The 23,661-nt window shown below is 65.4% G+C and carries 23 protein-coding genes; 14 read left to right on the top strand and 9 right to left on the bottom strand.

The window, feature by feature from the left end; translation table 11 throughout:
* The 3 genes from ACW9UR_RS21555 to ACW9UR_RS21545 all read right to left on the bottom strand — a co-directional run bounded on the left by ACW9UR_RS21555 (window position 1) and on the right by ACW9UR_RS21545 (window position 1,542).
* Window positions 1-534 (bottom strand): NuoB/complex I 20 kDa subunit family protein, encoded by a 534-nt coding sequence (locus ACW9UR_RS21555; RefSeq protein ID WP_458919132.1) that lies wholly within the window; start codon window positions 532-534, stop codon window positions 1-3.
* Window positions 525-890, bottom strand: a complete 366-nt coding sequence (locus tag ACW9UR_RS21550) for an NADH-quinone oxidoreductase subunit A (protein ID WP_458919131.1) — start codon at window positions 888-890, stop codon at window positions 525-527. Before ACW9UR_RS21550 ends, ACW9UR_RS21555 begins: the two co-directional genes overlap by 10 nt.
* A gap of 151 nt (window positions 891-1,041) precedes the next feature.
* Window positions 1,042-1,542: an SAM-dependent methyltransferase gene (locus ACW9UR_RS21545; RefSeq protein WP_458919130.1), complete on the bottom strand. Its 501-nt coding sequence runs from the start codon at window positions 1,540-1,542 to the stop codon at window positions 1,042-1,044.
* 120 nt (window positions 1,543-1,662) lie between these two features.
* On the opposite strand from ACW9UR_RS21545, the gene ACW9UR_RS21540 reads away from it, so the two are divergent.
* Genes ACW9UR_RS21540 through ACW9UR_RS21530 form a run of 3 tightly spaced genes read left to right on the top strand, consistent with a single transcriptional unit; the run spans window position 1,663 to window position 4,024 of the window.
* On the top strand, window positions 1,663-2,370 hold the full coding sequence (locus ACW9UR_RS21540; RefSeq protein WP_458919129.1) for an ABC transporter permease: 708 nt from the start codon (window positions 1,663-1,665) through the stop codon (window positions 2,368-2,370).
* Complete coding sequence (locus ACW9UR_RS21535) at window positions 2,363-3,151, top strand: ATP-binding cassette domain-containing protein (protein ID WP_458919128.1); 789 nt, start codon at window positions 2,363-2,365, stop codon at window positions 3,149-3,151. Before ACW9UR_RS21540 ends, ACW9UR_RS21535 begins: the two co-directional genes overlap by 8 nt.
* A 33-nt stretch (window positions 3,152-3,184) precedes the next feature.
* A complete protein-coding gene (locus ACW9UR_RS21530; RefSeq protein WP_458919127.1) occupies window positions 3,185-4,024 on the top strand; it encodes an ABC transporter substrate-binding protein in 840 nt (279 codons plus the stop codon).
* Between the two features lie 2 nt (window positions 4,025-4,026).
* Here ACW9UR_RS21530 and ACW9UR_RS21525 read toward each other — a convergent pair whose 3' ends face one another.
* The 3 genes from ACW9UR_RS21525 to ACW9UR_RS21515 form a co-directional block, all read right to left on the bottom strand.
* Window positions 4,027-4,911: a substrate-binding domain-containing protein gene (locus ACW9UR_RS21525; RefSeq protein WP_458919126.1), complete on the bottom strand. Its 885-nt coding sequence runs from the start codon at window positions 4,909-4,911 to the stop codon at window positions 4,027-4,029.
* A gap of 133 nt (window positions 4,912-5,044) precedes the next feature.
* A complete protein-coding gene (locus ACW9UR_RS21520) occupies window positions 5,045-5,482 on the bottom strand; it encodes a DUF4168 domain-containing protein (protein ID WP_458919125.1) in 438 nt (145 codons plus the stop codon).
* Window positions 5,483-5,637: 155 nt separating this feature from the next.
* Window positions 5,638-6,060 carry a Fur family transcriptional regulator gene (locus ACW9UR_RS21515; protein WP_458919124.1) on the bottom strand — a complete coding sequence of 141 codons (423 nt, stop codon included), beginning with the start codon at window positions 6,058-6,060 and terminating at the stop codon, window positions 5,638-5,640.
* Between the two features lie 119 nt (window positions 6,061-6,179).
* On the opposite strand from ACW9UR_RS21515, the gene ACW9UR_RS21510 reads away from it, so the two are divergent.
* From ACW9UR_RS21510 to ACW9UR_RS21485, 6 genes are all read left to right on the top strand, one after another.
* A complete protein-coding gene (locus ACW9UR_RS21510; RefSeq protein ID WP_458919123.1) occupies window positions 6,180-7,058 on the top strand; it encodes a metal ABC transporter substrate-binding protein in 879 nt (292 codons plus the stop codon).
* Entirely contained in the window at window positions 7,055-7,921 is an 867-nt protein-coding gene (locus ACW9UR_RS21505; protein WP_458919122.1) for a manganese/iron ABC transporter ATP-binding protein, read from the top strand. The genes ACW9UR_RS21510 and ACW9UR_RS21505 overlap by 4 nt, the downstream gene beginning before the upstream one ends.
* Window positions 7,918-8,766 (top strand): metal ABC transporter permease, encoded by an 849-nt coding sequence (locus ACW9UR_RS21500; protein ID WP_458919121.1) that lies wholly within the window; start codon window positions 7,918-7,920, stop codon window positions 8,764-8,766. Before ACW9UR_RS21505 ends, ACW9UR_RS21500 begins: the two co-directional genes overlap by 4 nt.
* Entirely contained in the window at window positions 8,763-9,578 is an 816-nt protein-coding gene (locus tag ACW9UR_RS21495; RefSeq protein WP_458919120.1) for a metal ABC transporter permease, read from the top strand. The genes ACW9UR_RS21500 and ACW9UR_RS21495 overlap by 4 nt, the downstream gene beginning before the upstream one ends.
* Before the next feature lie 179 nt (window positions 9,579-9,757).
* The gene (locus tag ACW9UR_RS21490; protein WP_458919119.1) at window positions 9,758-10,423 is read left to right on the top strand and encodes a hypothetical protein; all 666 of its coding nucleotides are present in this window, start codon (window positions 9,758-9,760) and stop codon (window positions 10,421-10,423) included.
* Window positions 10,424-10,684: 261 nt separating this feature from the next.
* Entirely contained in the window at window positions 10,685-15,253 is a 4,569-nt protein-coding gene (locus ACW9UR_RS21485) for an endonuclease/exonuclease/phosphatase family protein (RefSeq protein ID WP_458919118.1), read from the top strand.
* Window positions 15,254-15,283: 30 nt separating this feature from the next.
* On the opposite strand, the gene ACW9UR_RS21480 is transcribed toward ACW9UR_RS21485, so the two are convergent.
* Genes ACW9UR_RS21480 through ACW9UR_RS21470 form a run of 3 tightly spaced genes read right to left on the bottom strand, consistent with a single transcriptional unit; the run spans window position 15,284 to window position 17,918 of the window.
* Window positions 15,284-16,024, bottom strand: a complete 741-nt coding sequence (locus ACW9UR_RS21480) for an NAD(P)H-dependent oxidoreductase (protein WP_458919294.1) — start codon at window positions 16,022-16,024, stop codon at window positions 15,284-15,286.
* A gap of 11 nt (window positions 16,025-16,035) precedes the next feature.
* Window positions 16,036-17,097 carry an ABC transporter ATP-binding protein gene (locus ACW9UR_RS21475; RefSeq protein WP_458919117.1) on the bottom strand — a complete coding sequence of 354 codons (1,062 nt, stop codon included), beginning with the start codon at window positions 17,095-17,097 and terminating at the stop codon, window positions 16,036-16,038.
* Window positions 17,094-17,918 carry an IclR family transcriptional regulator gene (locus ACW9UR_RS21470; protein WP_458919116.1) on the bottom strand — a complete coding sequence of 275 codons (825 nt, stop codon included), beginning with the start codon at window positions 17,916-17,918 and terminating at the stop codon, window positions 17,094-17,096. The genes ACW9UR_RS21475 and ACW9UR_RS21470 overlap by 4 nt, the downstream gene beginning before the upstream one ends.
* A gap of 154 nt (window positions 17,919-18,072) precedes the next feature.
* On the opposite strand from ACW9UR_RS21470, the gene ACW9UR_RS21465 reads away from it, so the two are divergent.
* From ACW9UR_RS21465 to ACW9UR_RS21445, 5 genes are all read left to right on the top strand, one after another.
* Window positions 18,073-19,311: an ABC transporter substrate-binding protein gene (locus tag ACW9UR_RS21465; RefSeq protein ID WP_458919293.1), complete on the top strand. Its 1,239-nt coding sequence runs from the start codon at window positions 18,073-18,075 to the stop codon at window positions 19,309-19,311.
* 113 nt (window positions 19,312-19,424) lie between these two features.
* Window positions 19,425-20,360, top strand: coding sequence for a carbohydrate ABC transporter permease (locus ACW9UR_RS21460; RefSeq protein WP_458919115.1), 936 nt, complete (start codon window positions 19,425-19,427; stop codon window positions 20,358-20,360).
* Window positions 20,360-20,722: an MmcQ/YjbR family DNA-binding protein gene (locus tag ACW9UR_RS21455; RefSeq protein WP_458919114.1), complete on the top strand. Its 363-nt coding sequence runs from the start codon at window positions 20,360-20,362 to the stop codon at window positions 20,720-20,722. Before ACW9UR_RS21460 ends, ACW9UR_RS21455 begins: the two co-directional genes overlap by 1 nt.
* Window positions 20,722-21,570, top strand: coding sequence for a carbohydrate ABC transporter permease (locus ACW9UR_RS21450; RefSeq protein WP_458919113.1), 849 nt, complete (start codon window positions 20,722-20,724; stop codon window positions 21,568-21,570). Before ACW9UR_RS21455 ends, ACW9UR_RS21450 begins: the two co-directional genes overlap by 1 nt.
* Window positions 21,567-23,648, top strand: coding sequence for an alpha-galactosidase (locus ACW9UR_RS21445; protein ID WP_458919112.1), 2,082 nt, complete (start codon window positions 21,567-21,569; stop codon window positions 23,646-23,648). The genes ACW9UR_RS21450 and ACW9UR_RS21445 overlap by 4 nt, the downstream gene beginning before the upstream one ends.
* The last annotated feature ends 13 nt before the right edge of the window (window positions 23,649-23,661 follow it).

The raw sequence follows: 23,661 nt of genomic DNA, 5'->3' as shown, positions 1-23,661 counted from the left end.
TTAGCGGGTGATGGTGCCGGTGCGGCGGATTTTCCGCTGCAGTTGCAGGATGCCGTAGAGCAGTGCTTCGGCCGTCGGCGGGCAGCCGGGCACGTAGACGTCCACCGGCACGATACGGTCGCAGCCGCGCACCACCGAGTAGCTGTAGTGATAGTAGCCGCCGCCGTTGGCGCAGGAACCCATCGAGATGACGTAACGCGGCTCGGGCATCTGATCGTAGACCTTGCGCAGCGCCGGGGCCATCTTGTTGGTAAGCGTACCAGCGACGATCATCAGGTCGGACTGGCGCGGAGACGCGCGCGGCGCGGTGCCGAAACGCTCGAGGTCGTAGCGTGGCATCGAGGTGTGCATCATCTCGACGGCGCAGCAGGCCAGACCGAAGGTCATCCAGTGCAAGCTTCCGGTGCGCGCCCAGTTGATCGCCGCCTCGGTCGAGGTCAGCAAGAAACCCTTGTCCTGAAGCTCGGTCGACAGCGCGGTGGTCGCGGCCTCCTTGTCGGGGCCTGCGGACGCGACGTTGGTGCTCACTCCCATTCGAGAGCTCCCTTCTTCCATTCGTAGGCGAAGCCGACGGTCAGAACGCCGAGGAACACCACCATCGACCAGAAGCCGAACAGGCCCTGGTACTGGAAGCTGGCGGCCCAGGGGAACAGGAACGCAACCTCGAGGTCGAAGATGATGAACAGAATCGACACCAGGTAGAACCGGACGTCAAATTTCATGCGCGCATCGTCGAATGCGTTGAAGCCGCATTCGTAGGCGCTGACCTTCTCGGCGTCGGGATTGCGGACAGCGACGATGACCGCCGCCAGCATCAGGATCAGGCCCAGGGCGATGGCCAGGCCGAGGAATACCAGAATCGGCAGGTATTCTCTGAGCAGTTCTTCCAAAACGGACACTCCCATGCGCGGGCGGGCCACGCCCGCGGTGCATTCCCGGAATTGCCTAGCCCCACACCCCCGGAAGGTCAACCGAGGCCTAGCCGCCGGAGGCCCTGGTGCGTCGCTTTTTTCAGCCCCCTGCCCACATCATGCCCAGTGTTCAGACACTCACGCCCGGCTTTGGACACGCCTTGGGCGAGAAGCTTGCCCGGGCAGGCTTGAGGTCCAGCAGTGGAGTACCGTCTAGGCAATCGAGCCCGCGCACCCTCAGGATCGGCCCTTCGATCCCCAGCAGAAGCGGCTCGGCGGTGCCGATCGGATTGGGCCGGACCGGCGAGCGCAGCGCGAACGTACCGTAAAGCCGCCCGTCGCCGCACGGATTCTGCACGACCAGGTCGCGCCGCGCCCGGTCCAGCCAGTAGAGCACCTCGATCCGGTTGTGCTCTCCGAGGCCCGAAACCGCCCTGTCCCAGGGCGAGAACAACTCGATCCGGCACTCGGGCCCGTCGTCCGAACCTTGCCGGGGGCAGAACTCCCGCGCCGTCCACGGTGTGCGAATCCGGCCGATGAACAGAAGTTGCGCATCGTCCGGCGGCGGCCCCACCGCGGTCAACTCGCCCTCGCGGAGTGAATCCCTGGAACCGGCTCCGAAACGGGGCATGAGGCAATCCTTTCAATCAGAATGTCTTTCTGCAGGCATAGCATTCCTGCCGCCACGTGCGCTCTTGGATTTTCCTGCATTATTGTGCATTCTCTCCCGGACGGCGAAAGGAACGCAAGCATGGACGGGTTTGGGGAGGTCCTGGCTCAAGCGATAGGTCTGATCCTGTCGGGTGACCCGGATCTGATGGAGATCATCGGCCTGTCCTTGCGCGTGACCTTGACGGCGGTGGCGCTTGGGGGCGCCATCGGCCTGCCGCTCGGCGCGGTCGCGGGAGCATTCCGGTTCCCCGGCCGCGCCATACTCATTGTCCTGATGAACGCGCTGATGGGCCTGCCGCCGGTTGTCGTTGGCTTGCTGGTCTACCTTTCGCTCTCGGCCGCGGGTCCGCTTGGCGTTCTTGGGCTGCTCTACACCCCGACCGCGATGATCATCGCACAGACGGTCCTGGTCACGCCGATCATCGCGGCCCTGACCCGGCAGGTGGTCGAGGATCTGCACGGCGAATATGCGGAACAGTTCGCCTCGCTCGGCGTCGGAGCGGTAGACCGGGTCGGCGCCCTGCTGTGGGATGCCCGCTATTCGCTGCTCACGGTGGTGCTGGCCGGTTTCGGCCGTGCGGTGGCCGAGGTCGGCGCGGTGATCATCGTGGGCGGCAACATCAATCACGTCACACGGGTGATGACGACGACGATCGCGCTGGAAACGTCGAAGGGCAATCTGGAACTTGCGCTCGCATTGGGGACCGTGCTGCTGGTGCTGGCGGTCGCGGTGAACGCGCTGGTCATGGCCCTGCGCGCCTCGGCGGTGAGGGCGGCCTATGCGTGAGATCCGGATGCTTGCGAACGAGCCGATCTGCGGCACGCCCTTCGCGGCCGAGCCCCGGCCCCCTGCCCCGCTGGCCGAAGCCTGCGACATTCGCCTGCGCATCGGCGGGCAGGTCCTGCTGAACGGGATCGACTGCGAGATCGCCGGGGGGCGGCGCACCGTCATCATGGGCGCGAACGGCAGCGGCAAGAGCCTGCTTTTGCGGGTACTGCACGGGTTGATCCGGCCCAGCGCCGGGCAGGTGCTTTGGAACGGTGCCGCGCTGGACCGCGCCGCGCGGGCGCAACAGGCGCTGGTGTTCCAGTCGCCGGTGATGCTGCGCCGTTCGGTGCTGGCGAACCTGCGTTTCGCCTTGGCTGTGCAGGGCGTGCCCCGGCGCGAACGGCGCGCCCGCGCCGAAGCGGCACTGGAGCAGGCGCGGCTGTCGAAACTGGCGCATCGCCCGGCCCGCGTGCTCTCGGGCGGAGAGCAGCAGCGGCTGGCCATCGCCCGCGCGCTGGCCTGCCGTCCGAGGCTGCTGATGCTGGACGAGCCGACGGCGAGCCTCGATCCGGCCTCGACCGCACTAATCGAAGAGGCTGTGAATGCTGCCCACGCCTCTGGCGTCACGGTGGTGATGGTCACCCATGATGCCGGACAGGCGCGCCGCCTGGCAGACGACATCGTATTCCTGCACGCCGGACGGGTTGCTGAAAGCGGTCCGGCGGCGCTGGTCCTAAACCACCCCCGATCCGAGGCCGCGACGGCCTGGCTCGAGGGGCGGCTGCACCTCGGGCCCTGAGAGGCCCCATCCATTCATTAGGGAGATCTTTCCATGTTCAGACGCACTTTTCTTGCCTCGGCCTTGACCGCGCTGGCACTCGCCGGGCCGGTCGCAGCGGCAGACGAGTTCATCGTGGTGCAGTCCACGACCTCGACCCAGAACTCGGGGCTGTTCGACCACATCCTGCCGATGTTCACCGAGAAGACCGGAATCGAGGTGCGCGTGGTCGCGGTCGGAACCGGGCAGGCGATCAAGAACGCCGAGAACGGCGACGGCGACGTGCTGTTCGTGCATGCCAAGCCCTCCGAGGAGGCCTTCGTCGAGGCAGGTCATGGGGTCGAGCGTTTCGATGTCATGTACAACGACTTCGTCATCGTCGGTCCGCCCGCAGATCCGGCGGGTGTCGCGGGAATGTCGGACGTGGTCGCCGCATTGACCAAGGTCGCCGAGGCCGAGGCCCCGTTCGCCTCGCGCGGGGATGACAGCGGCACCAACAAGGCCGAACTGCGGCTGTGGGACCAGGCCGGAATCGACGTCTCGGGGGTTTCGGGTGGCTGGTATCGCGAAACCGGCTCGGGTATGGGCGCGACGTTGAACACCGGCACCGGCATGGGCGCTTACGTGATGACCGACCGGGCGACATGGATCAGCTTCGGCAACAAGGGCGACTACGAGGTCGTCGTCGAGGGCGATCCGAAGATGTTCAACCAGTACGGCATCATCCTCGTGAACCCCGAGAAGCACGACAACGTGAAGGCCGAGGCTGGGCAGGCCTTTGTCGACTGGGTGATCTCGCCCGAGGGACAGGCCGCCATCGCCGGTTACAAGATCGACGGGCAGCAGCTGTTCTTCCCCAACGCTGCGAAGCAGAGTGACGCGACCACCGGCTGAGCCTAGGGCGACAGCCACCGGACCTGGCCCATCGGGGCCAGGTCGTAGCCGCCCATAGCACGAGCCTTGGCGGCGAAAACCTCGGAGCGCGCGAAGGACAGCAGGGCCTGCACCGGCGGCGTGAAATAGGCGCGACGGTCGATCAGCAGGTCGAACTGCTCTTCGGCCAGCGGCACGAAGCCCAGCCGGTAGGGCTGCGCCGCTGCCGACAGACCCAGCGCGGCATCGGCCTCGCCAGAGGCGACAGCCTGCGCGGCGTCGGTTTCGGTCCGGGCCGGGCTGTCCAGGAAATCCACCCCGTCCAGTCCCGCCCCAGCGGCCAAGCGGTCAAAGAGCGCCCGTGCGCCCGCCCCCGGCTGGCGCAGGATCACCCGCCGCCCCGTGAGATCCGCAAGGGTCTTCACCTGCCCCTCAAGCCCCGGCGCCAGGATCAGGCCCTGGCTGCGGCGGGCGAAGCCCAGCAGCACGCAACCCGAAAGGCCGCGCGCAGCGATGGTGGCGGTGTTCCAGCCGTCGTCCTCGGGAATGTGCAGGCCGGTCAGGGCGGCATCGCCCGCCTCAAAGCGGTCAAGCCCGCCGCCGCTGCCCTCGAAAAGCGTCGCGAGGCCGCAGCCCGATTCCCGCACCGCCCAGTCGAGCAGCGGATCATGCGAGCCCGCGACCACGGCCGGGCGCTCGGCGGGCACGCCGCCGATCCAGCCGCGAATCTCGTCGGCAGGAAACAGCAGCTTGCCGGTGACGCGCACATGCGGGATCTCGCCCGCCGCGGCGAGGTCGTAGACCTTGCGTTCCTTGACGCGCAGCAGGTCCGCCACCTCGCGGGTGGTCAGGTACTGGGGCGTGGTCGCGGCGTCGGTCACGAATTTCGGCCTTTTGGTCAGGGTCACCTCTTGGATAGCTCTGCGCCGCCGCCAAGGCCAGAGAGGCAGGCAAGAAAGAAGGGGCGCCACGATCGTGACGCCCCTTCCGCACCGCCCCGGGGCGCGCGACTCGAAAACGCGGCCCGGAACCGCCGGCGGATCACTCCGCCGGCGTCTGGGAGACGATCGCGGCGATACGCTGGCCGAGCGCCTCGTCCTGCTGCGCCGCGGCGCCGATCTCCTGATATTCCTGGACGGTGATGTTCGGGGTCTCCTCGACCGCCTTCACCATCGCATCCTGCGCCTCTTTCACCAGCGCCTGCTGCTCGGTCTGATCGCTGACGCCGTTCAGCTTCTCGGCATAGCTCGCGCTGACATCCTGAACGTCAGAGATCGCCGAGACGAAAGCCTCGAGCTTCTCGTCAGTGTAGTTAGCGGCAGTCTCGACGGCCTGCGGCGCCTCAACGGGAGCGGCCGGAGCGGCGGGCTGCACCGGCGCTTCGCCGGTGGTCTGGGCCGAAAGCGGCGCGGCAAGGGCGACGGTCAGTGCGGTCGTCGAAACGGCCGCAGCGCGTGTCATCTTGGTGGCAAGTTTCATGGACAATCCTTTGTCCTGAGGGTGAATTTCGGGCGGCGCACCACCCGTCGGCCCCCTGTACCTGTGAGCCTGCGACGGCCCCTTCAACCATCCGGCAACAGCCCGCCGACAGGCCGGCGGAGCCTTGCCGGGCCTTGCATCGCCCGCGCTGCCTCCTAGCGGATCTTGCGGCCGTAGAGTTCCAGCTTGTGATGCACGATCTCGTAACCGAGGCGCTCGGCGATCTCGTCCTGCAGCGCCTCGATCCGCGCCGAGGTGAACTCGATCACATCGCCGGTCTCGACGTCGATCAGGTGGTCGTGGTGCTCCTCGGCGGCCTGCTCGAAACGCGCGGGACCGTCGCCGAAGGCGTGACGCTGGATCGCCCCCGTCTCTTCCAGCGCCTTCATGGTGCGATAGACCGTCGCCAGCGAGATCTGCGCGTCCTGTTTCACCGCCCGCTGGAAGATCTGCGTCGCGTCCGGGTGATCGTCGGTCTCGGCCAGGATCTGCAGAATGATGCGGCGCGGGCGCGTGATCCGCAGCCCTGCGGCGCGCAGCGTGGCCTCGAGGGCCTGGTTACGATCCTGTGTCGTCATGCTGCGAAATCTACCTTCTTGCGTTTCAGTTGCAATAAGAAACCCCAGTTATTGCGAACGGTTTGCATTTGCAGAAATTGCTGCTACATCCCTTTCAAACAACGACAGGGAATCCGACGATGCTGAACCGCACCACCGCCACCCTGATGGCCTTGCTGGCCGCCCTGCCCGCGCAGGCACAGGACTTCAAGGTTGCCACCACGTTCACAGTCATTGCCGACATGGCCCGCAACGTCGCGGGCGACGCGGCCGAGGTTGTGTCGATCACCAAGCCGGGTGCCGAGATCCACAACTACGAGCCCACGCCGCGCGACATAATCGGCGCGATGGACGCCGACCTGATCCTCTGGAACGGCATGAACCTGGAGTTATGGTTCGAGAAGTTCCTCGCAAACCTGAAGGACGTGCCAGAGGTGACCGTCTCGGACGGGGTAGAGCCGATGTCGATTGCCGACGGCCCGTATTCGGGCAAGCCCAACCCACATGCCTGGATGTCGCCCAGCGACGCGAAGATCTATGTCGACAACATCGCCGCCGCCTTCGCCGAGCACGACCCCGGGAACGCCGAGACCTATCTGGCGAACGCCGAGGCCTACAAGGCCGAGATCGACGCCGTGGCCGAGCCGATCCGCGAAAGCCTGGCCGCGATCCCCGAGGAGAAGCGCTGGCTGGTGTCCTCGGAGGGCGCGTTCAGCTATCTCGCACGGGACTTCGGGCTTAAGGAACTCTACATCTGGCCCATCAACGCCGATCAGCAGGGCACGCCGCAACAGGTGCGCAAGGTGATCGACACGGTCCGGCAGGAAGGCATCCCGGTGGTGTTCTCGGAAAGTACGATCAGCCCCGACGCGGCGCAGCAGATCGCCCGCGAGACCGACGCCGAATACGGCGGTGTACTCTATGTCGACAGCCTTTCCGAAGCGGATGGGGCGGTGCCGACCTACCTGGACCTGCTGCGCGTGACCACGACCACAATTGCCGAGGGTCTGACCGAATGAACCGCCCCGCCCCCATCCCCGACGCGCCAGCCGACGGGCTGGTGGTGGAAAACGCGTCTGTCACCTATCGCAACGGGATGACCGCGCTGGAGGATGCCAGCCTGCACATTCCGCGTGGATCGATCACCGCGCTGGTAGGGGTGAACGGGGCAGGCAAGTCGACACTGTTCAAGGCGATCATGGGCTTCGTGCCTCTGGCCTCGGGCAGCGTGACGATCATGGGCGAACCGGCGGCGCAGGCGCTGCGATCCAGCGAAGTCGCCTATGTTCCGCAGGCCGAGGAGGTAGACTGGGATTTCCCGATCCTGGTCGAGGACGTGGTGATGATGGGCCGCTACGGCCGCATGGGCTGGCTGCGCCGCGCCAGGCCAGCCGACCGCGCCAAAGTCGACGAGGCGCTGGAGCGCGTCGGCATGACCGCTTTCCGCCACCGCCAGATTGGCGAGTTGTCGGGCGGGCAGAAGAAGCGCGTCTTCCTTGCGCGCGCACTGGCACAGGAAGGCCGGGTGATCCTGCTGGACGAGCCCTTCACCGGCGTCGACGTGAAAACCGAAACCGAGATCATCGCGCTTCTCAGGTCGCTGCGGGAAGAGGGCTGCGTGATGCTGGTCTCGACGCACAACCTCGGCTCGGTCCCCGAGTTCTGCGACCGCGCCGTTCTGATCAACCGCACGGTGCTATGCGAGGGCGAAACTGAAGAGGTCTTCACCCCCGAGAACCTGGAGCGCGCTTTCGGCGGCGTGTTGCGCCACTTCATTCTCGGCGGCGGCGACCTGCACAAGGACCGACAGGACCGGCGGCAGGTCACGGTGATCTCGGACGACGAACGACCCTTCGTGATTTACGGCGAGACCGAGGAATGAACACCCTGCTGGAGCCGTTTTCCTACGCGTACATGGCGAACGCGGTCTGGGTGAGCGCCATGGTCGGCGCGCTCTGCGCGTTCCTGTCCGCCTACCTGATGCTCAAGGGCTGGTCGCTGATCGGCGACGCGCTGAGCCATGCCATCGTGCCGGGCGTCGCCGGGGCCTACATGCTGGGTCTGCCCTTCGCGTTTGGCGCATTCCTCTCGGGCGGCATGGCGGCGGGGGCGATGCTGTTCCTGAACAACCGCACACGCCTGAAAGAGGACGCGATCATCGGCCTGATCTTCACCAGCTTCTTCGGGCTGGGCCTGTTCATGGTCTCGCTCAACCCCGCGGCGGTGGACGTGCAGCGGATCATCCTCGGCAACGTGCTGGCGATCACGCAGGGCGACATCGTGCAGCTGGCGCTGATCGGAGGCATCAGCCTGACCGTGCTGGCGTTCAAGTGGCGCGACCTGATGGTGGTGTTTTTCGACGAGAACCACGCCCGCACGGTCGGACTCAGCCCGGTACGGCTGCGGCTGCTGTTCTTCACGTTGCTAAGCGCCTCGACGGTGGCGGCGCTTCAGACGGTCGGCGCGTTCCTGGTGATCTCGATGGTGGTGACGCCGGGAGCGACGGCCTACCTGCTGACCGACCGCTTTCCGCGCCTGATCCAGATCGCGGTGCTGATCGGGACCGTCACCGGGGCACTGGGGGCGTATCTCAGCTATTTTCTCGATGTTAACTCCGGCGGGCTGATCGTGTTGATGCAGGCGGCGGCCTTTGGCATGGCCTTCGTCTTCGCGCCCAAGCACGGGCGCCTGGCGGCGCGGCGCAAGATGCGCGAGGCTCTGCCATGATCGAGACGCTGAACCTGGCCCTGTCCCTGCCCTTCATGCAGCGGGCCTTCGTGATCACCACGCTGGTCTGCCTGCCGATGGCGCTGCTCTCGCCCTTCCTGGTGCTGCGGGGCTGGTCACTGATGGGCGATGCGGTGTCCCATGCAGTGCTGCCTGGCGTGGTGCTGGCCTATGTCGCGGGTATCCCGCTGCTGATCGGCGCCTTCTTTGCCGGTATGGCCTGTGCCCTTACCACCGGCTACGTGAGCGACAACAGCCGCGTGAAGGAGGACACGGTGATGGGCGTGGTCTTCTCGGCCATGTTCGCACTGGGCGTGGTGCTTTACGCCGCGATCGAGACCGACGTGCACCTCGACCACATCCTCTTCGGCAACATGCTGGGCGTGACCCGTGGCGACATCTTTGTGTCTGGCGGGATCGGACTGGCGATCTGCGGTACGATCCTGGCGCTGCGCCGCGATCTGGTGCTGCATGTCTTCGACCCCGCCCACGGCCGCGCGTTGGGCCTGAGAATGGGGCTTCTGCACTATCTGATGCTTGCGATGATCTCGCTGGCGGTGGTCGGCGCGCTGAGCGCGGTCGGCCTGATCCTGGCGATCGCCTTGCTGATTTCACCCGCTGCGATAGCACTTCTGTGGTCTCGTCGCTTCGGGGTTGTCATGTTGTTGTCGGCCGTGATTTCCGTTGTTTCAGGGTGGCTTGGCGTATTCCTGAGCCTCGTCTTCGACAGTGCTCCGGCCCCGACCATAGTGATGGTACTCACGATTCTGTTTATCGCGTCATTCATTACGTCGTCAGTTAGGAACACGTGAATGTAAAGGTGCCTTATTCTGACCACATTCCCAACGCATTGTTATTGCAGAATTTTCGATACAACAGGTAGCAATCAAATTCGGACGACGACGTTAACTTCTGAGTAAGGTTGCTGTAATATTAGAGGCGAGTGCAGTGTTCGGACCAAGTTGGTCCGCGTGAATAAAAGGTAAGCGTAATGTTCGGTGGTGGGTTAGCAAATATCTCTCGCGAATCGCTGGGTGCCTTTCGCGATGATGAAAACGGGGCAAGCACGATCGAATGGATGATTTCGGTCGGCGTCGTTGTCATGATGGCCATTCCGGTCATGATGATTGTCAGCGGAAGCTCTGAAAGGGCCAGCAATGATATTGTAGTCCAGATCGAGGACACCGATAGCTTCGGCGGCGGTGGCTACGACGGGGCAGAAGGCAGCCGCAGCGCGACCGTGTCCGCGGATGCAGAGAACTACGTGCCCGGCGCCAACATGGGCGTGGGCTTTCCGCTGGCGGGCGAAGAAGGCTCCTCGGAAGAAGCCGAGGAACTGCTGGTCGCGGGTCAAACTGGAAATCAGGCAGGGTTGCCGCGCTTCTATGCCAATGCTGGCGGCGTGGGCCGTGGCGGCAGCGGCGCCGGTGTCGCGGGGACCGGCGGCGGCGTGGCTCCGACCCTGGGGTCGGCGGCAGGCGTGACCGTTTCGGGCAGCGGCGACACCCGCCCGATCGGTCCGGCCACGCCGGAACGCGCGCGGCACGAATTCGCGTTTCTCCAGGAAAACTGTGTCGACCCGACCGTTGTCGCCTCTGTCGAGGCTCGGCAGGACTACCTGCGCGACCACACGGACGTAGTGGCCTCCGGCCGCTGACGCTGCGCCGCCCGGGGAGGCGGCACCCATACACTGCTCTCTCGTTGCGAAGGGGTCCGGTTTCGGGCCCCTTTCCTTTTTTTGCGCACGGCACCACTGCTCGGATAGGTCACCTTCCGAAATGGAGGTGCGCCTCACCCTCGAGGCGCACCAGCTCCTGCGAAGTGTCACGTATCTGTTGCTCCGAGCGGATACTTACCCGAACGTTAACGAATCCAATCAACGGGCGATTCCGCCCGACTTCCCTTCATGGAGTATCGCATGCCCATCGCCGGTAGCCTGCTGACATCGAGCCTGTCGTCTTCGTCCGACCTGAACCTGACAAGCCTCGAGACCGACGCCCCGGCGTTCACCAGCCCCGGCGACGGGTTCGGCGTCTTCCAGCGCGGCGACAGCATTCCGTTCTCGCTGGCGGATGACAGCCTGAGCATCTTTGCCAGCGACACCCTCGGTATTGTGGGCGAGGACGACACCGATCCGTTCTTCGGCGTCACCGATACCGAGAATGGCGACAACAGCGGTCCAGTCTCGGCGACCTGGACCTTCGGCATCGGCAGTCAGAATGACTTGAGCCTGTCGATCGACATGGCCGCGATGGGCGATTTCGAGACCTCGGACCATTTCATCTGGGAAGTCAGCATCGACGGCGGAGACTGGGTGACGGTCTTCACCTCATCCGTCGACGAGGATGGCGCCCGCGATTACACGATGGACGGCGGCGCCATCGTCTCGCTGAACGATCCGATGAGCGTCAACGGCACACCGCTCACCAACGACTTCCAGACAGTGAGCGCAGCGCTTTCGGGCACAGGCTCGGAGCTGCGCGTGCGCCTGACGGCGCAAACCGACGGCGGCAGCGAGGGTATGGCCTTTCGTAATATCGCCGTGGAGGGCGGACTGTCGCGTAGCGTCATTGCCGCCGCTCTGGGGGCCGAGGATCTGAACCTGGCGGCGTTCTCCACAGACGCGCCGGAGTTCGGTTCGGCCGGCGACGGGTTCGCGATCTTTCAGCGCGGCGTATCGCCCTCGATCCCGTTCGCGGTTCTGGATGACTCGCTGGCGATCTTCACGCCCGACAGCCTTGGGGTGATCAAGGACGGCAACACCGACCCGTTCTTCGGCGTCACCGACACCGAAAATGCCGACAACGCCGGTCCGGTCAGCGCCGAGTGGTCCTTTGCCGTGAACAGCGCGACCAACCTGGAACTGTCCATCGACATGGGTGCCATGGGTGATTTCGAGGCCGACGACTGGTTCACTTGGGAATACCGGCTGGACGGCGGTGGCTGGCAGTCGGCCTTCGCCTCGGCTGTGGACGAGACCGGCAGCCAGACCTACACGCTGGAAGGCGGCGCGAGCTTCACGCTCGACGATCCGATCACCGTGAATGGCACGGTGCTGACCGACGACCTCCAGACCTTTACTGCCGCGCTGACCGGCACCGGGACGCAACTGGATGTACGCCTGACCGCGCAGACCGACGGCAGCTCGGAGGCGATGGCCTTCCAGAATATCGAGATCACCGGCTCCGCGCCCCGCGTCACCGTCGCGAGCGACCTAAGTGCAGCAGCGCCGTTGAACCGTGTCAGCTTCGTGAACGATGCCCCGGCATTCTCGAGCGCAGGCGACGGTTTCGGTGTCTTCCAACGCGCCGTCTCGCCCTCGATCCCGTTCGCGCTGCTGGACGATACGGTTTCGGTATTCCCGCCGGACACGCTGGGCATCATCGGCGAGGACAACCTCGATCCATTCTTCGGCGTCACCGACACGGTCAATGGCGACACCGCCGGCCCGGTTACGGCGACCTGGGTGTTCGACGTGATGGGTGTGGACGCGCTCGAACTGTCGATCGACATGGGGGCAATGGGCGATTTCGAAAGCGCCGACCAGTACCTCTGGGAATACGCGATCGACGGCGGGCCGTTCCAGACCGCGTTCGATCTGGTCGCGGACGAAGACAGCAGCCTGACCTACACGCTCGACAGTGGGACGCTGGTGACACTGGATGATCCGCTGACCGTGGCCGGGATCGTGCTGACCAACGAAATGCAGACGGTTACGACAGCTCTCGCCGGATCGGGTAATCAGCTGACCCTACGGCTTACCGCCGACACCGACGGCAGTGAGGCGGTCGCCTTCCAGAACCTGAACATCACCGGCATCACCGACGCGCCCGTCGGCCCCGCCGTGCTGGTCGGCCAATCCGGCGGCAGCACCGAGGTTTCCGAGGACGGCGCGACCGACAGCTACACGCTGGCGCTGAACCAGGCGCCGGAAAGCGGTGCGGTGACCGTCCAAGTGACGAGCTCAGACGGGCAGCTGGAGTTCTCCACAGACGGAGTCAGTTTCTCGGACACGCTGAACGTGGACCTCGGCGACACTGCACCGTTGGAAGTCTTCGTCCGCGCGATGGATGACGCCGTGTTCGAAGGTTCGCTGCACCAGGGCACGATCACGCACAGCATCGCCGAGAGCGGCGATCCAGCCTTCAACGACACCGACACCCCGATCCAGGATGTCTCGGTCGAGATCGCCGAGAACGACTTCATCCTGACCGCGATCCCGGCGATCCAGGGCGGCGGCCAGCGCTCGGCGCTGGAGGGCAGCCCGGTATTGACCACCGGTATCGTCACCGCGCTCGAGAGCAACGGCTTCTTCATCCAGGACCTGTCGGGGGACGGCGACGCGGCCACCTCGGACGGGCTGTTCGTCTTTACCGGCTCGGCACCGCTCAACACAGACGGCGAGGCGCTGGAACTGGGCGACGAGGTCAAGGTCGAAGGCACCGTGACCGAGTTCCGCCCGGGCTTCGGTACGCTGACCCTGACCGAACTGACCGACATCTTCGCCATCGAGGAGCTGTCGACCGGCAACGGCCTGCCCGCCCCCGTGGTGATAGGCCAAGGCGGTTTCACTCCGCCGACCGAGAGCATCGAGGAGGGCATCGCCTTCTACGAGCAGTTTGAGGGCATGCTGGTCACGATCAGCGATGCGATGGCGATCGCGCCGACGGACGACGGCGACATCTACGTGGTGGCCGATCAGGGCGCGAATGCGACGGGCCTGTCGTCGCGCAACACGCTGACCATCTCCGAGGATCCCTCGCTACCGACGCCGGGCCAGTTCACGCAAGGCGACTTCAACCCTGAACGGATCAAGATCGATGTCGACGGCAACGTGCTGCCCGGTTTCGGCACGCCGCTAGTGGGTCCGGGCGACCTGCTGGGCAACGTGACCGGTGTGCTGCGCTACGACAACGAAGGCTTCTACGAGCTGGTCCCGACCAAGGCCTTCGCCGTCACCGAGACCCAGCTTTCGCGTGAGACAGGCGAACTGGAAGGCCGCGAGGAGCAGCTGACGATCTCCAGTTTCAACGTGCTGAACCTGGACCCGTCAGACGGTAGCCAGTTCGACGAGCTGGCCACACTGATCGCGAACAACATGCACGGGCCCGACGTGATCGGCCTGCAGGAGATCCAGGATAACTCGGGCGCCTCGGACGACGGAACCGTGTCGGCCGACGAGACGTTGCAGATGCTGGTCGACGCCATCGCCGCGGCGGGCGGGCCGGTCTACGAGTACATCGACAACACGTTCATAGGTGACAACACCAGCGGCGGCGCGCCGGGCGGCAACATCCGCACCGGGTTCCTCTACAACCCCGAGCGGGTCTCGCTGGTCGAGGGCTCGGTGACGACGGTCGCCGCAGAAATCTCGCATGACGATCCTGCGAACCCGTTCTACGGCTCGCGCCTGCCGATCGTGGCCGATTTCACCTTCGGCGACGAAGTGGTGACGGTGGTCAACAACCACTTCTCGTCCAAGGGCGGCAGCGAACCGCTGTTCGGCGAGAACCAGCCTCCACTCAATGGCAGCTGGGACGAGCGGGCGCGCCAGTCCGAAGCGGTCCGCGACTACGTCGCCGCACTGCTGGCCGCCGAGCCGGACGCAAACGTCGCCGTGGTGGGCGATCTGAACGAGTTCCAGTTCTTCCAGGCTGTCGAGAACCTGAAGGACGCCGGGCTGACCAGCACCTGGGACGGCCTCGACGAGGAAGAGCGGTACAGCTACCTCTTCCAGGGCAACACGCAGGCGCTGGACCACATCCTGGTCGCCGACGGGCTGGACGCGCGGACCGAGTTCGACGCGGTCCACGTCAACGCCGAGTTCGCCGACCAGGCCAGCGACCACGACCCGCTGGTGGCGCGTATCGACTTCGCCGACTACGATATGGTCCTCGACGGCACGCTCGGGGACGACGAACGCTTCGGCGGCAACGGCGACCAACTTCTGCGCGGCCGGGCGGGCGATGACACGCTCAACGGCGGCAACGGCGATGACCGGGTCGTCGGCGACGATGGCGACGACTTCCTGATCGGCGAGAACGGCGATGACCTGCTGGACGGCGGCGCGGGCAACGACCGGCTGGCGGGCCGAAAGGGCGACGACCGGATGTTCGGCGACTCTGGCGATGACGACCTGTTCGGCGACAACGGCGACGACCATCTCGACGGCGGCGTCGGCAACGACTGGTTGAAAGGCGGCAACGGCGACGACGTGCTGGTCGGCGGCGCGGGCGACGACCAGATGAACGGCGGCAACGGCGCGGACATGTTCGTTCTGCGCGGCGGCGAGGAAGGCGACGATCTGATCGTCGACTTCAAGCTGGGCGTAGACATGCTGGTGCTGGAGGACGGCGCCGCCATCCTGGCCCACAAAGAGGACGACCTGAACGGCGACGGCATGCTCGATACGCTGCTGACGCTGGATGCGGGCACCGTCACCCTGCGCGGCGTCACCGGCTTTGCCGAGATGACCGAGATCGCCTGACGATCCGGCCGCGCGCCCTCGGGCGCGTGGTCAGTCCTTCGCGATGAAGGGCGAGACGCTTTCGGCGCCGGGGCGCAGCCGCCCCTCGGCGTCGAAATCCGTATCTGCGTTGAAGCGCATCTCGGGCAGCGCGTCGAACCCTTCGAGCAGCGGCCTCTGGTCCCTCAGCACCTGCGTCAACCGCTCTTCCAGCGCCCGCTTCGCGTCTCCTTTATGGAAACCGTGGACCCCATGAACCAGCACCGGCTGCTTCACCCGGAAGCCGCAGTAACGCAGCGTCTGCGCCAGCGGCCAGAGCAGCAGGCGGGTATCGCCTTCGCGCCCGTCGGGGCCAGATTCAACCGCGCTCGCGCCCGTGGTCACGCAGAACAGCGCCACCTTGTCCCGGTAAGGCCCTTTGTCAAAGCGGCGTCGGCTGGTGTGCGCGCGGCCATGGACCAGCACCCGTTCGGTCCAGCCCTTGAGCATCGCGGGCGGCGCGAACCACCAGAGTGGAAAGTGGAAGATAATGCGGTCAGCAGCCTCGATGCGGGCAAGTTCGGCCTCGACCTCGGCGGGCAGGCGGCCCTCCGAGGCGGCGCGATCCTGTTCGGCCATCACGTCGAAGACGCCCGAGAGGCCCGGATAGTGCGCGGCCCGTTCCCGGGGATCGAAGCCCGCGGCATAGAGGTCCGATACCTCAACCCCCTGCCCCAGCGCGCGGCAGGCCCGCGCGCTCGCCTTGCCCCAGTCTGCGGTGAAGGACCGCGGTTCGGGATGGGCCAGGACGATCAGTGCTCGGGTCAGCGAATGCGGGCCTCGGTCTCGGCGTCGAAGACCATGACGCGCGAGGGGTCTAGATTGAGACCGACCCGGCCGCCGGTGGCGGTCGGCTGATCCTCCTGCGCTTCGACGATCAGACGCTCGCCGGTGGGCGCGTCGATGTAGACGTAGGACACGCCGCCCAGCGCCTCGGTGATGTCGACGCCGTGGCTGTCGCCCGAGGGATCGACGATCAGGTGCTGCGGGCGCACGCCGACGATGACCTTGGTGCCGTCGCCCGGAAGCTGGGCGGCGCTGGGCAGCAGCGCGTCACCAAGGCCGGGCACGCGAAGCTGACCACCCTCGACGGTGGCGTTCAGGAAGTTCATCGACGGCGAGCCGATGAAGCCCGCAACGAACCGGTTGTCCGGATCCTTGTAGAGATCGAGCGGCGCGCCCACCTGCTCGATCCGGCCGGCGCGCAGCACGACGATCTTATCGGCCAGGGTCATCGCCTCGACCTGGTCGTGGGTGACGTAGATCATCGTCGCGCCGATTTCCTTGTGCAGGCGCGCGATCTCGACCCGCATCTCGACCCGCAACTCGGCATCGAGGTTCGACAGCGGCTCGTCAAAGAGGAACACCTCGGGGCCGCGGACGATGGCGCGACCGATGGCGACGCGCTGGCGCTGACCGCCGGAGAGAGCCTTGGGCTTCCGCTTGAGGTACTCGTCCAGCTTGAGGATCTTGCTGGCCTCGCCGACCTTCCGCTTGATCTCGGCCTTCGGGTGGCCGTTCATCTTCAGGCCGAACCCCATGTTTTCTTCGACGGTCATGTGCGGATAGAGCGCGTAGGTCTGGAACACCATCGCGACTCCCCGCTCGGCCGGGTCGGCATGGGTCACATCGCGTGCGCCGATGCTGATGCGACCGTCGGTGGTTTCCTCGAGCCCTGCCACCATGCGCAGCAGGGTGGACTTGCCGCAGCCCGAGGGACCAACGAAGACGCAGAACTCGCCATCCTTGATGTCCAGGTCCACCCCATGGATTACCTGGGTGTCGCCGTATTTCTTGATGACCTTGTCCAGGGTCACTCCGGTCATTGCGTCGTCTCCGTCAGGTCCCGGACACGGCCGGGAGTGGGTTTCGGGGTCTGGTCCGGAAAGTGCCAGCTTTCGGCATCGGCGGCGATCCGGGCCGCGGTGGTCTTCAGGCGGGGCGCAAGAGGCTCGAGATCCTCGAGACCGCGCCGTCGGGTGGTCGACGTCACTGACAGACCGCCCAGCAGTCGCCCCTCGGGGGTCAGCACGGGCACGGCAATGCAGATGATCCCCGGCTCGTGCTCCTCGCGATCAAAGGCATGACCGGTCTTGCGAATTTCTTCGAGGTCGTGGCGCAGCGCCCGCTCGGAGGTCAGCGTCGTGGGGGTGAACCGGTGGAAGGACTGCTGCGAGAGCACCCAGTCCAGCAGGTCCAGCGGCAGGAAGGCCAGCATCGCCTTGCCGATCCCGGTACAATAGGCCGGGCCGACCTTGCCCGTCTGGCTGATCATCTCGACCGGGACGGCCGAGCTTCTCTTGTCGACGTAGAGAACCTGCGCGTGATCGAGCTGCGCGACATGCACCGTCTCGCCGATCTCGGCGGCTAGCGCGTCGACATGGGGGCGAGCGATGGGGGCGAGCGTCGAGTGGGTCCAGGCATTGTGCGCCAGGCGCACCAGCCGGATCCCCGGCGCATAGGTGCCGCGCTCCGCGTCGAAGGACAGCATCCGCTGATGCACCAATGTCTGAAGCAGCCGGTAGAGCGTCGCCTTGGGGAACGGGCTGTCCTCGAGCAGTTCGGAAAACCGCACGGGACGACCGTAGGCGGCCACCCTGTCCAGTACCTCCAATGCCTTTCCGACCGTGCCGTCGCCCGTCGCCATATCCGCCCTTCTTGCCCGCGCCAGTGGTTTGATGTGATCGGCGCGCTGTTGACAAACATAGGCGAGTCGCGGTTATGATTTCAATATCTAAAACCGAGTTCCGAATAATGGAACTTGAAAGGGAGAGAGAACCAAGATGCGACATCAACTGACCATGGCCCTTGCCGGGGCCGCCTTTGCGCTGAGCGCCACCACCGCGCTGTCCCAAGGGTTGAGCGGGGATCTGAAGATCTTCCTCGACACGTCGAACCCGGCACCGCGCGCCACCATGGAAGACATGATCTCGCGCTTCCAGGAACAGCACCCCGATCTGAACATCGAGACCACGATCATCGATCGCGAGGCCTACAAGACCCAGATTCGCAACTTCCTGACCGCGAACGCGCCGGATGTCGCAACCTGGTACGCGGCGAACCGCATGAAGCCCTATGTCGAGGCGGGCCTGTTCGAGGACGTCTCGGACCTGTGGGCCGAGCCCGAGATCGCCGAAAACCTGGCCTCGACCAAAGGCGCGATGACGATCGATGGCAAGCAGTGGGGCGTGCCCTATACCTACTATCAGTGGGGCGTCTACTACCGCGAGGACATCTACAACGACCTGGGTCTGGAAGAACCGGCGAACTGGGAAGAGTTCAAAGCGAACTGCCAGGCGATCATCGACTCGGGCAAGAAGTGCTTCACCATCGGCACCAAGTTCCTGTGGACCGCCGGCGGCTGGTTCGACTACCTGAACCTGCGCACCCACGGGTATGATTTCCACATGGCGCTGGCCAATGGCGAGGTCGAGTGGACCGACGAGCGCGTGAAGGAAACCTTCGCGAACTGGCGCGAGCTGATCGACATGGGCGCGTTCATCGACAATCACACCGCCTACTCCTGGCAGGAGGCCCTGCCCTTCATGGTCAACGGCGAGGCCGCTGGCTACCTGATGGGCAACTTCGCCGTCGCGCCGCTGCGCGAAGCTGGCCTTACCGACGACCAGATCGACTTCTACCAGTTCCCGGCGATCAACCCGGATGTCGCGCTGGCCGAGGATGCGCCGACCGACACGTTCCACATCCCGGCGAACGCGTCGAACAAGGAGGCCGCGCGCGAGTTCCTGCGCTTCGTGGTCTCGGCCGATAACCAGACGCTGATCAACAACGGCGAGAACCTGGGCCAGCTGCCGGTCAACGCGCAGTCCTCGGTGGATGACGACGAGTTCCTGAACCAGGGCTTCGAGATGCTGTCCTCGAACAGCCCGGGCGGCGTGGCGCAATTCTTCGATCGCGACTACCCGGCAGAGATGGCCAAGGTGGCGATGGAAGGCTTCCAGGAGTTCATGGTCAAACCGGACAACCTGGACCGGATCCTCGACCGGCTCGAGCGGACCCGCGCCCGCATCTACAAGTGATCTGAACCTCAGACCGGGGGCGGCGAGACCGTCCCCGGCGCTTTCTCGACGCAGGCGGCGCCCGGCTTATCGGCCCGGCGCCCTGCCGCCGTCCAAGACGGAGCCGACAGCCCATGACCCAGGCCGTACTTCCGACCACCCACGCCGCGCCCCCTCCGGGCGGGCGCAGCTGGTGGCGCCGCAACCAGATAAAGCTTGCGCCGTGGATCTTCCTGGCGCCGGGGATGATATTCTTCCTGTTCTACGTGATCCTCCCGATCTTCCAGTCCTTCCAGATCTCGTTCTACGAATGGGACGGTCTGGGCGAGAAAGAGTTCGTCGGGCTCTACAACTACGAAGAGCTCTATTACGACGACGCGTTCTACACCTCGCTGAAGAACAACGTGATCTGGCTGGTCCTCTATATGCTGGCGATCCCGGCCGGCCTGTTCATCGCGCTGTTCCTGAACCAGACTGTGACGGGCATCCGGCTCTACAAGTCCCTGTTCTTCTTTCCATTCGTGATTTCTCAGGTCGTCGTAGGCCTGGTCTTCAGCTGGTTCTACGATCCGACCTTCGGGCTGATGAACACGATCCTCGGCTGGTTCGGTAGCGGACCGGTCAACGTGCTGGGCGACGAACGCTACGTGACCTACGGCATCATCGCCGCCGGGCTGTGGCCGCAGACCGCCTATTGCATGATCCTGTACCTGACCGGCCTCAATGCCGTGGACCCCGAACAGATCGAGGCCGGGCGGCTGGACGGCGCCAAAGGCGGCAAGATGCTGTGGTATGTCGTGCTGCCGCAATTGAAACCGGCGACGTTCATCGCCTTCGTCGTCACGATCATCGGCGCGCTGCGTTCGTTCGACCTGATCTCGATCATGACCAACGGCGGCCCGTTCGGAGAAAGCCGCGTGCTGGCTTTCTACATGTTCGAGGTGGCGCTATCGGAATACGGGTTCCGCATGGGATATGGCGCGGCCATCGCCGTGGTGCTGTTCCTGATCATGATGGTCTACATCACGTTCTTCCTGACCAAGATGTACCGCGACGAGAAGGGCCGGTGATGACCGAGCACCCCGAACGCGCAACCATCAACGCGATCTGCGGCGGCTTCCCGGGCGCCGAGGTCTCCGACCCATGGGGCGGCGGCCACGATGCCTGGAAGGTCGGCGACAAGATGTTCGCGTGCATTGGCGCGGTCACGCCCGGCGTCTCGGTCAAGTGCCCCGACGTCGAGACCGCCGAGATGTTGATCGAGGCGGGCGCCGCGAGGAAGGCGCCCTACTTTCACCGCAGCTGGGTTCTTCTGGGCTTCGAGACGCCCGAGGACGAGCTTCGTCACCGGCTGACGGTTTCCTATGACATGATCCGGGCATCGCTGCCCAAGAAGGTGCAGGCCACCCTGCCCCAGCGGGAGGACAACTGATGTTCCCGACACCTATCGAAAAGACCTCGCGCAGCTGGCAGCTGACCTACCAGACGCTGCTGCCCTTCGCGCTGATCCTGTGGCTGCTGCCGCTGATCGCGGTGATGGTGTTCTCGATCCGCCCAGACGCGGATTTCGTGAACGCGAATTACTGGGGCTGGCCCTCGTCCTTCAACCTTGTCGAGAACTACGGGCTGGTCTTCGGCAGTTCGGACATGCCGCGCTACTTGTGGAACTCGGTGCTGATCACGGTTCCGACGGTTATCGGCGCGGTCGCGCTCAGCTCGATGACCGGTTTCGCGCTGGGGGTCTACGGGTTCAAGGGCAACCTCTGGATCTTCTTCATGTTCGTGGCGGGCAACTTCGTGCCCTTTCAGATCCTGATGGTGCCGGTGCGCGACCTGACGCTGGACATGGGGCTCTATGACACGAAAACCGGCCTGGTACTGTTCCACATCGCCTTCCAGACCGGGTTCTGCACCCTGTTCATGCGGAATTTCATCCGGCAGCTGCCGAAGGAGCTGATCGAGGCCGCCCGCGTCGAGGGCGTCAGCGAGTTCCGCATCTTCTGGTATGTCGTCCTGCCGCTGATGAAACCGGCGCTGGCGGCGCTGGCGGTGCTGATCTTCACGTTCATCTGGAACGACTATTTCTGGGCGATCGTGCTGACACAGGGTCCCGACAGCCAGCCGGTCACGGCGGGCATCACCAGCTTCAACGCGCAATACCGCGCGGCCTATCACCTGATGAGCGCCGGCTCTGTCGTGGCGGCCCTGCCGCCTGTGGCGATGTTCTTCCTGATGCAGAAGCACTTCATTGCCGGCCTGACCCTTGGAGCCGTCAAATGATCCGATGCTGGCGCCTTGATACGCCCGCTCAAACCATGGTGCTGGCCAGTTTCGACGACCGCCTGCCAGAGGTCGTCTACTGGTCCGCGCCGCTGCCCGGCGACGAGAACCTGCAAGGTCTTGCTGCCGCAAGCCGCATCGCACCGGCGGGCGGGATGCTGGACGAGGTCGCAGAGGTCTCGCTGACACCTGAGCGCAGCCGCCTGTTCCAGGGGCAGCCGGGGCTGGTAGCGTTCGACGCCTCAGGCACACCTGTCCGCACCGCGTTCCGCTTTGCCTCCGAGCAGGATGGCCACGCGCTGGTGCTGGTTTTCCGGGACGAGGGCAACGGTCTCGACTGGCAACTGGTGGCGACGCCCTACGCTGACAGCGGCGTCATCGCCCTGTCGCTGAAGGTCTCCGGCGCGGACCTGCGCCCGGTCTCGCTAGCGGCCCCGGTGCTGCCCGGCCCGCAGGCCTCGGACGAGATCGTCACCTTCACCGGCCGCTGGACCGGCGAGTTCCAGATGAACCGCGTGCCTTGGGCACAGGGCGCACACAGCGCCACCGCACCCGGCGGGCGCACCAGCCACGAGCGGTTCCCCGGCATCCTGATCCCCGCACGCGGCGCGACCGAGACCGGCGGCGAGGCGTGGGGCCTGACCCTGGCCCATTCCGGCGGCCACACGCTTGCGGCCGAGGAACTGCCCGATGGTCGCCGCCAGATCCGCTTCGGTGTCGATCTTAGCGATGCGGACGGGGACGAATTCCCGGAACTGACGTTGATCGCCGCCCGCTCGGGCGCGGGCATGAACGGCGTCTCGCAGGGCTTTCACGAGCATATCCGCCAGCATGTCGTCCGCTTCCCGGACCCGGCCAAGGCGCGCCCGGTGCATTACAACTGCTGGGAAGCGGTCTATTTCGACCACAAGCTCGAACAGCTGAAGGCGCTGGCGACCAAGGCCGCCAGTCTGGGTGTCGAGCGCTTCGTGCTGGACGACGGCTGGTTCGGTGTGCGCGACGACGATACCTCCGGCTTGGGCGACTGGACCATCGACCGGCGCAAATGGCCCGACGGTCTGACACCGTTGATCGACCATGTGAAGGCCGAGGGCATGGAGTTCGGCCTGTGGGTCGAGCCCGAGATGATCAACGAGGACAGCGACCTCTACCGCGCCCACCCGCACTGGGTGCTTGGTCCGGCGGAACAGGTCCGCGGCCGCAACCAGCTTGTGCTGGATTTCCGCAAGCCCGGCCCGGCGGAATACATCCGCGACGCGATCGGCAAGATCCTGTCCGAGTACGACATCGGCTACCTGAAATGGGACCACAACCGGCAGCTTCCGGTCTCGGACCCGGCGCAGGCGGCAGCGGTGGCGCAACTGTTCGCGGACATCCGCGCCGACCACCCGAACGTCGAGATCGAAAGCTGCTCCTCGGGCGGCGGGCGTGTGGATTTCGAGATCCTGAGCCTGACGCATCGCTTCTGGGCGTCGGACAGCAATGACGCGCTGGAGCGGGTCAAGATCCAGCGCGGCGCGTCCTGCTTCTTCCCGCCCGAGATCACAGGTTCCCATGTCGGGCCGCGCGTCTGCCACACCTCGGGCCGCGTCCTGCCGATGGAGTTCCGCGCCGCCGTTGCGGGAACCCGCGCGATGGGCGTCGAGATGGACCTGGCCGAACTGTCCGCCGAGGAAACCGAGGTGCTGACCGCCGCCATCGCCCGCTTCAAGGCACGGCGCGGGCTGCTGCACTCGGGCCGACTGCACCGGCTGGAGAGCGCGGACCCGGATGTCGTGGCCGAGATGCATCTCGCGAAGGACGGCAGCGAGTTCGCCCTGTTCGCCGCGCAGATGGACGCCAGCCGCCAGATCTTTGCCCGTCCGCTGCGGCTGTCGGGGCTGGATCCTGCGGCGCGTTATCGGGTGCAGCTGGAGAACCCCTCCGAGGTCACCCCCACGCTGAACCGGCTGAACCTCTCGCCGCTCGCAAAGGGCGAGCCGGTGGAACTGTCGGGCACTGCTTTGATGCACGCCGGACTGCAGTTGCCGAACGCCTTTCCGAACACGATGTGGACCGTCAACGGGGTCAGGCTCTAGCGTCACGCCGCCT

Source organism: Halovulum sp. GXIMD14794, assembly GCF_054457455.1.
The sequence above is the reverse complement of the archived record's forward strand: the minus strand, read 5'-3'. Positions and strand labels throughout refer to the sequence as shown.

Coding starts and splice junctions, on each gene's coding strand:
- ACW9UR_RS21450 (WP_458919113.1), top strand. CDS start 20,722: ATGTTCCCGACACCTATCGAAAAGACCTCGCGCAGCTGGCAGCTGACC.
- ACW9UR_RS21510 (WP_458919123.1), top strand. CDS start 6,180: ATGCTGAACCGCACCACCGCCACCCTGATGGCCTTGCTGGCCGCCCTG.
- ACW9UR_RS21500 (WP_458919121.1), top strand. CDS start 7,918: ATGAACACCCTGCTGGAGCCGTTTTCCTACGCGTACATGGCGAACGCG.
- ACW9UR_RS21520 (WP_458919125.1), bottom strand. CDS start 5,482: ATGAAACTTGCCACCAAGATGACACGCGCTGCGGCCGTTTCGACGACC.
- ACW9UR_RS21475 (WP_458919117.1), bottom strand. CDS start 17,097: ATGACCGGAGTGACCCTGGACAAGGTCATCAAGAAATACGGCGACACC.
- ACW9UR_RS21445 (WP_458919112.1), top strand. CDS start 21,567: ATGATCCGATGCTGGCGCCTTGATACGCCCGCTCAAACCATGGTGCTG.
- ACW9UR_RS21555 (WP_458919132.1), bottom strand. CDS start 534: ATGGGAGTGAGCACCAACGTCGCGTCCGCAGGCCCCGACAAGGAGGCC.
- ACW9UR_RS21460 (WP_458919115.1), top strand. CDS start 19,425: ATGACCCAGGCCGTACTTCCGACCACCCACGCCGCGCCCCCTCCGGGC.
- ACW9UR_RS21495 (WP_458919120.1), top strand. CDS start 8,763: ATGATCGAGACGCTGAACCTGGCCCTGTCCCTGCCCTTCATGCAGCGG.
- ACW9UR_RS21545 (WP_458919130.1), bottom strand. CDS start 1,542: ATGCCCCGTTTCGGAGCCGGTTCCAGGGATTCACTCCGCGAGGGCGAG.
- ACW9UR_RS21485 (WP_458919118.1), top strand. CDS start 10,685: ATGCCCATCGCCGGTAGCCTGCTGACATCGAGCCTGTCGTCTTCGTCC.
- ACW9UR_RS21470 (WP_458919116.1), bottom strand. CDS start 17,918: ATGGCGACGGGCGACGGCACGGTCGGAAAGGCATTGGAGGTACTGGAC.
- ACW9UR_RS21455 (WP_458919114.1), top strand. CDS start 20,360: ATGACCGAGCACCCCGAACGCGCAACCATCAACGCGATCTGCGGCGGC.
- ACW9UR_RS21540 (WP_458919129.1), top strand. CDS start 1,663: ATGGACGGGTTTGGGGAGGTCCTGGCTCAAGCGATAGGTCTGATCCTG.
- ACW9UR_RS21515 (WP_458919124.1), bottom strand. CDS start 6,060: ATGACGACACAGGATCGTAACCAGGCCCTCGAGGCCACGCTGCGCGCC.
- ACW9UR_RS21465 (WP_458919293.1), top strand. CDS start 18,073: ATGGCCCTTGCCGGGGCCGCCTTTGCGCTGAGCGCCACCACCGCGCTG.
- ACW9UR_RS21535 (WP_458919128.1), top strand. CDS start 2,363: ATGCGTGAGATCCGGATGCTTGCGAACGAGCCGATCTGCGGCACGCCC.
- ACW9UR_RS21505 (WP_458919122.1), top strand. CDS start 7,055: ATGAACCGCCCCGCCCCCATCCCCGACGCGCCAGCCGACGGGCTGGTG.
- ACW9UR_RS21490 (WP_458919119.1), top strand. CDS start 9,758: ATGTTCGGTGGTGGGTTAGCAAATATCTCTCGCGAATCGCTGGGTGCC.
- ACW9UR_RS21530 (WP_458919127.1), top strand. CDS start 3,185: ATGTTCAGACGCACTTTTCTTGCCTCGGCCTTGACCGCGCTGGCACTC.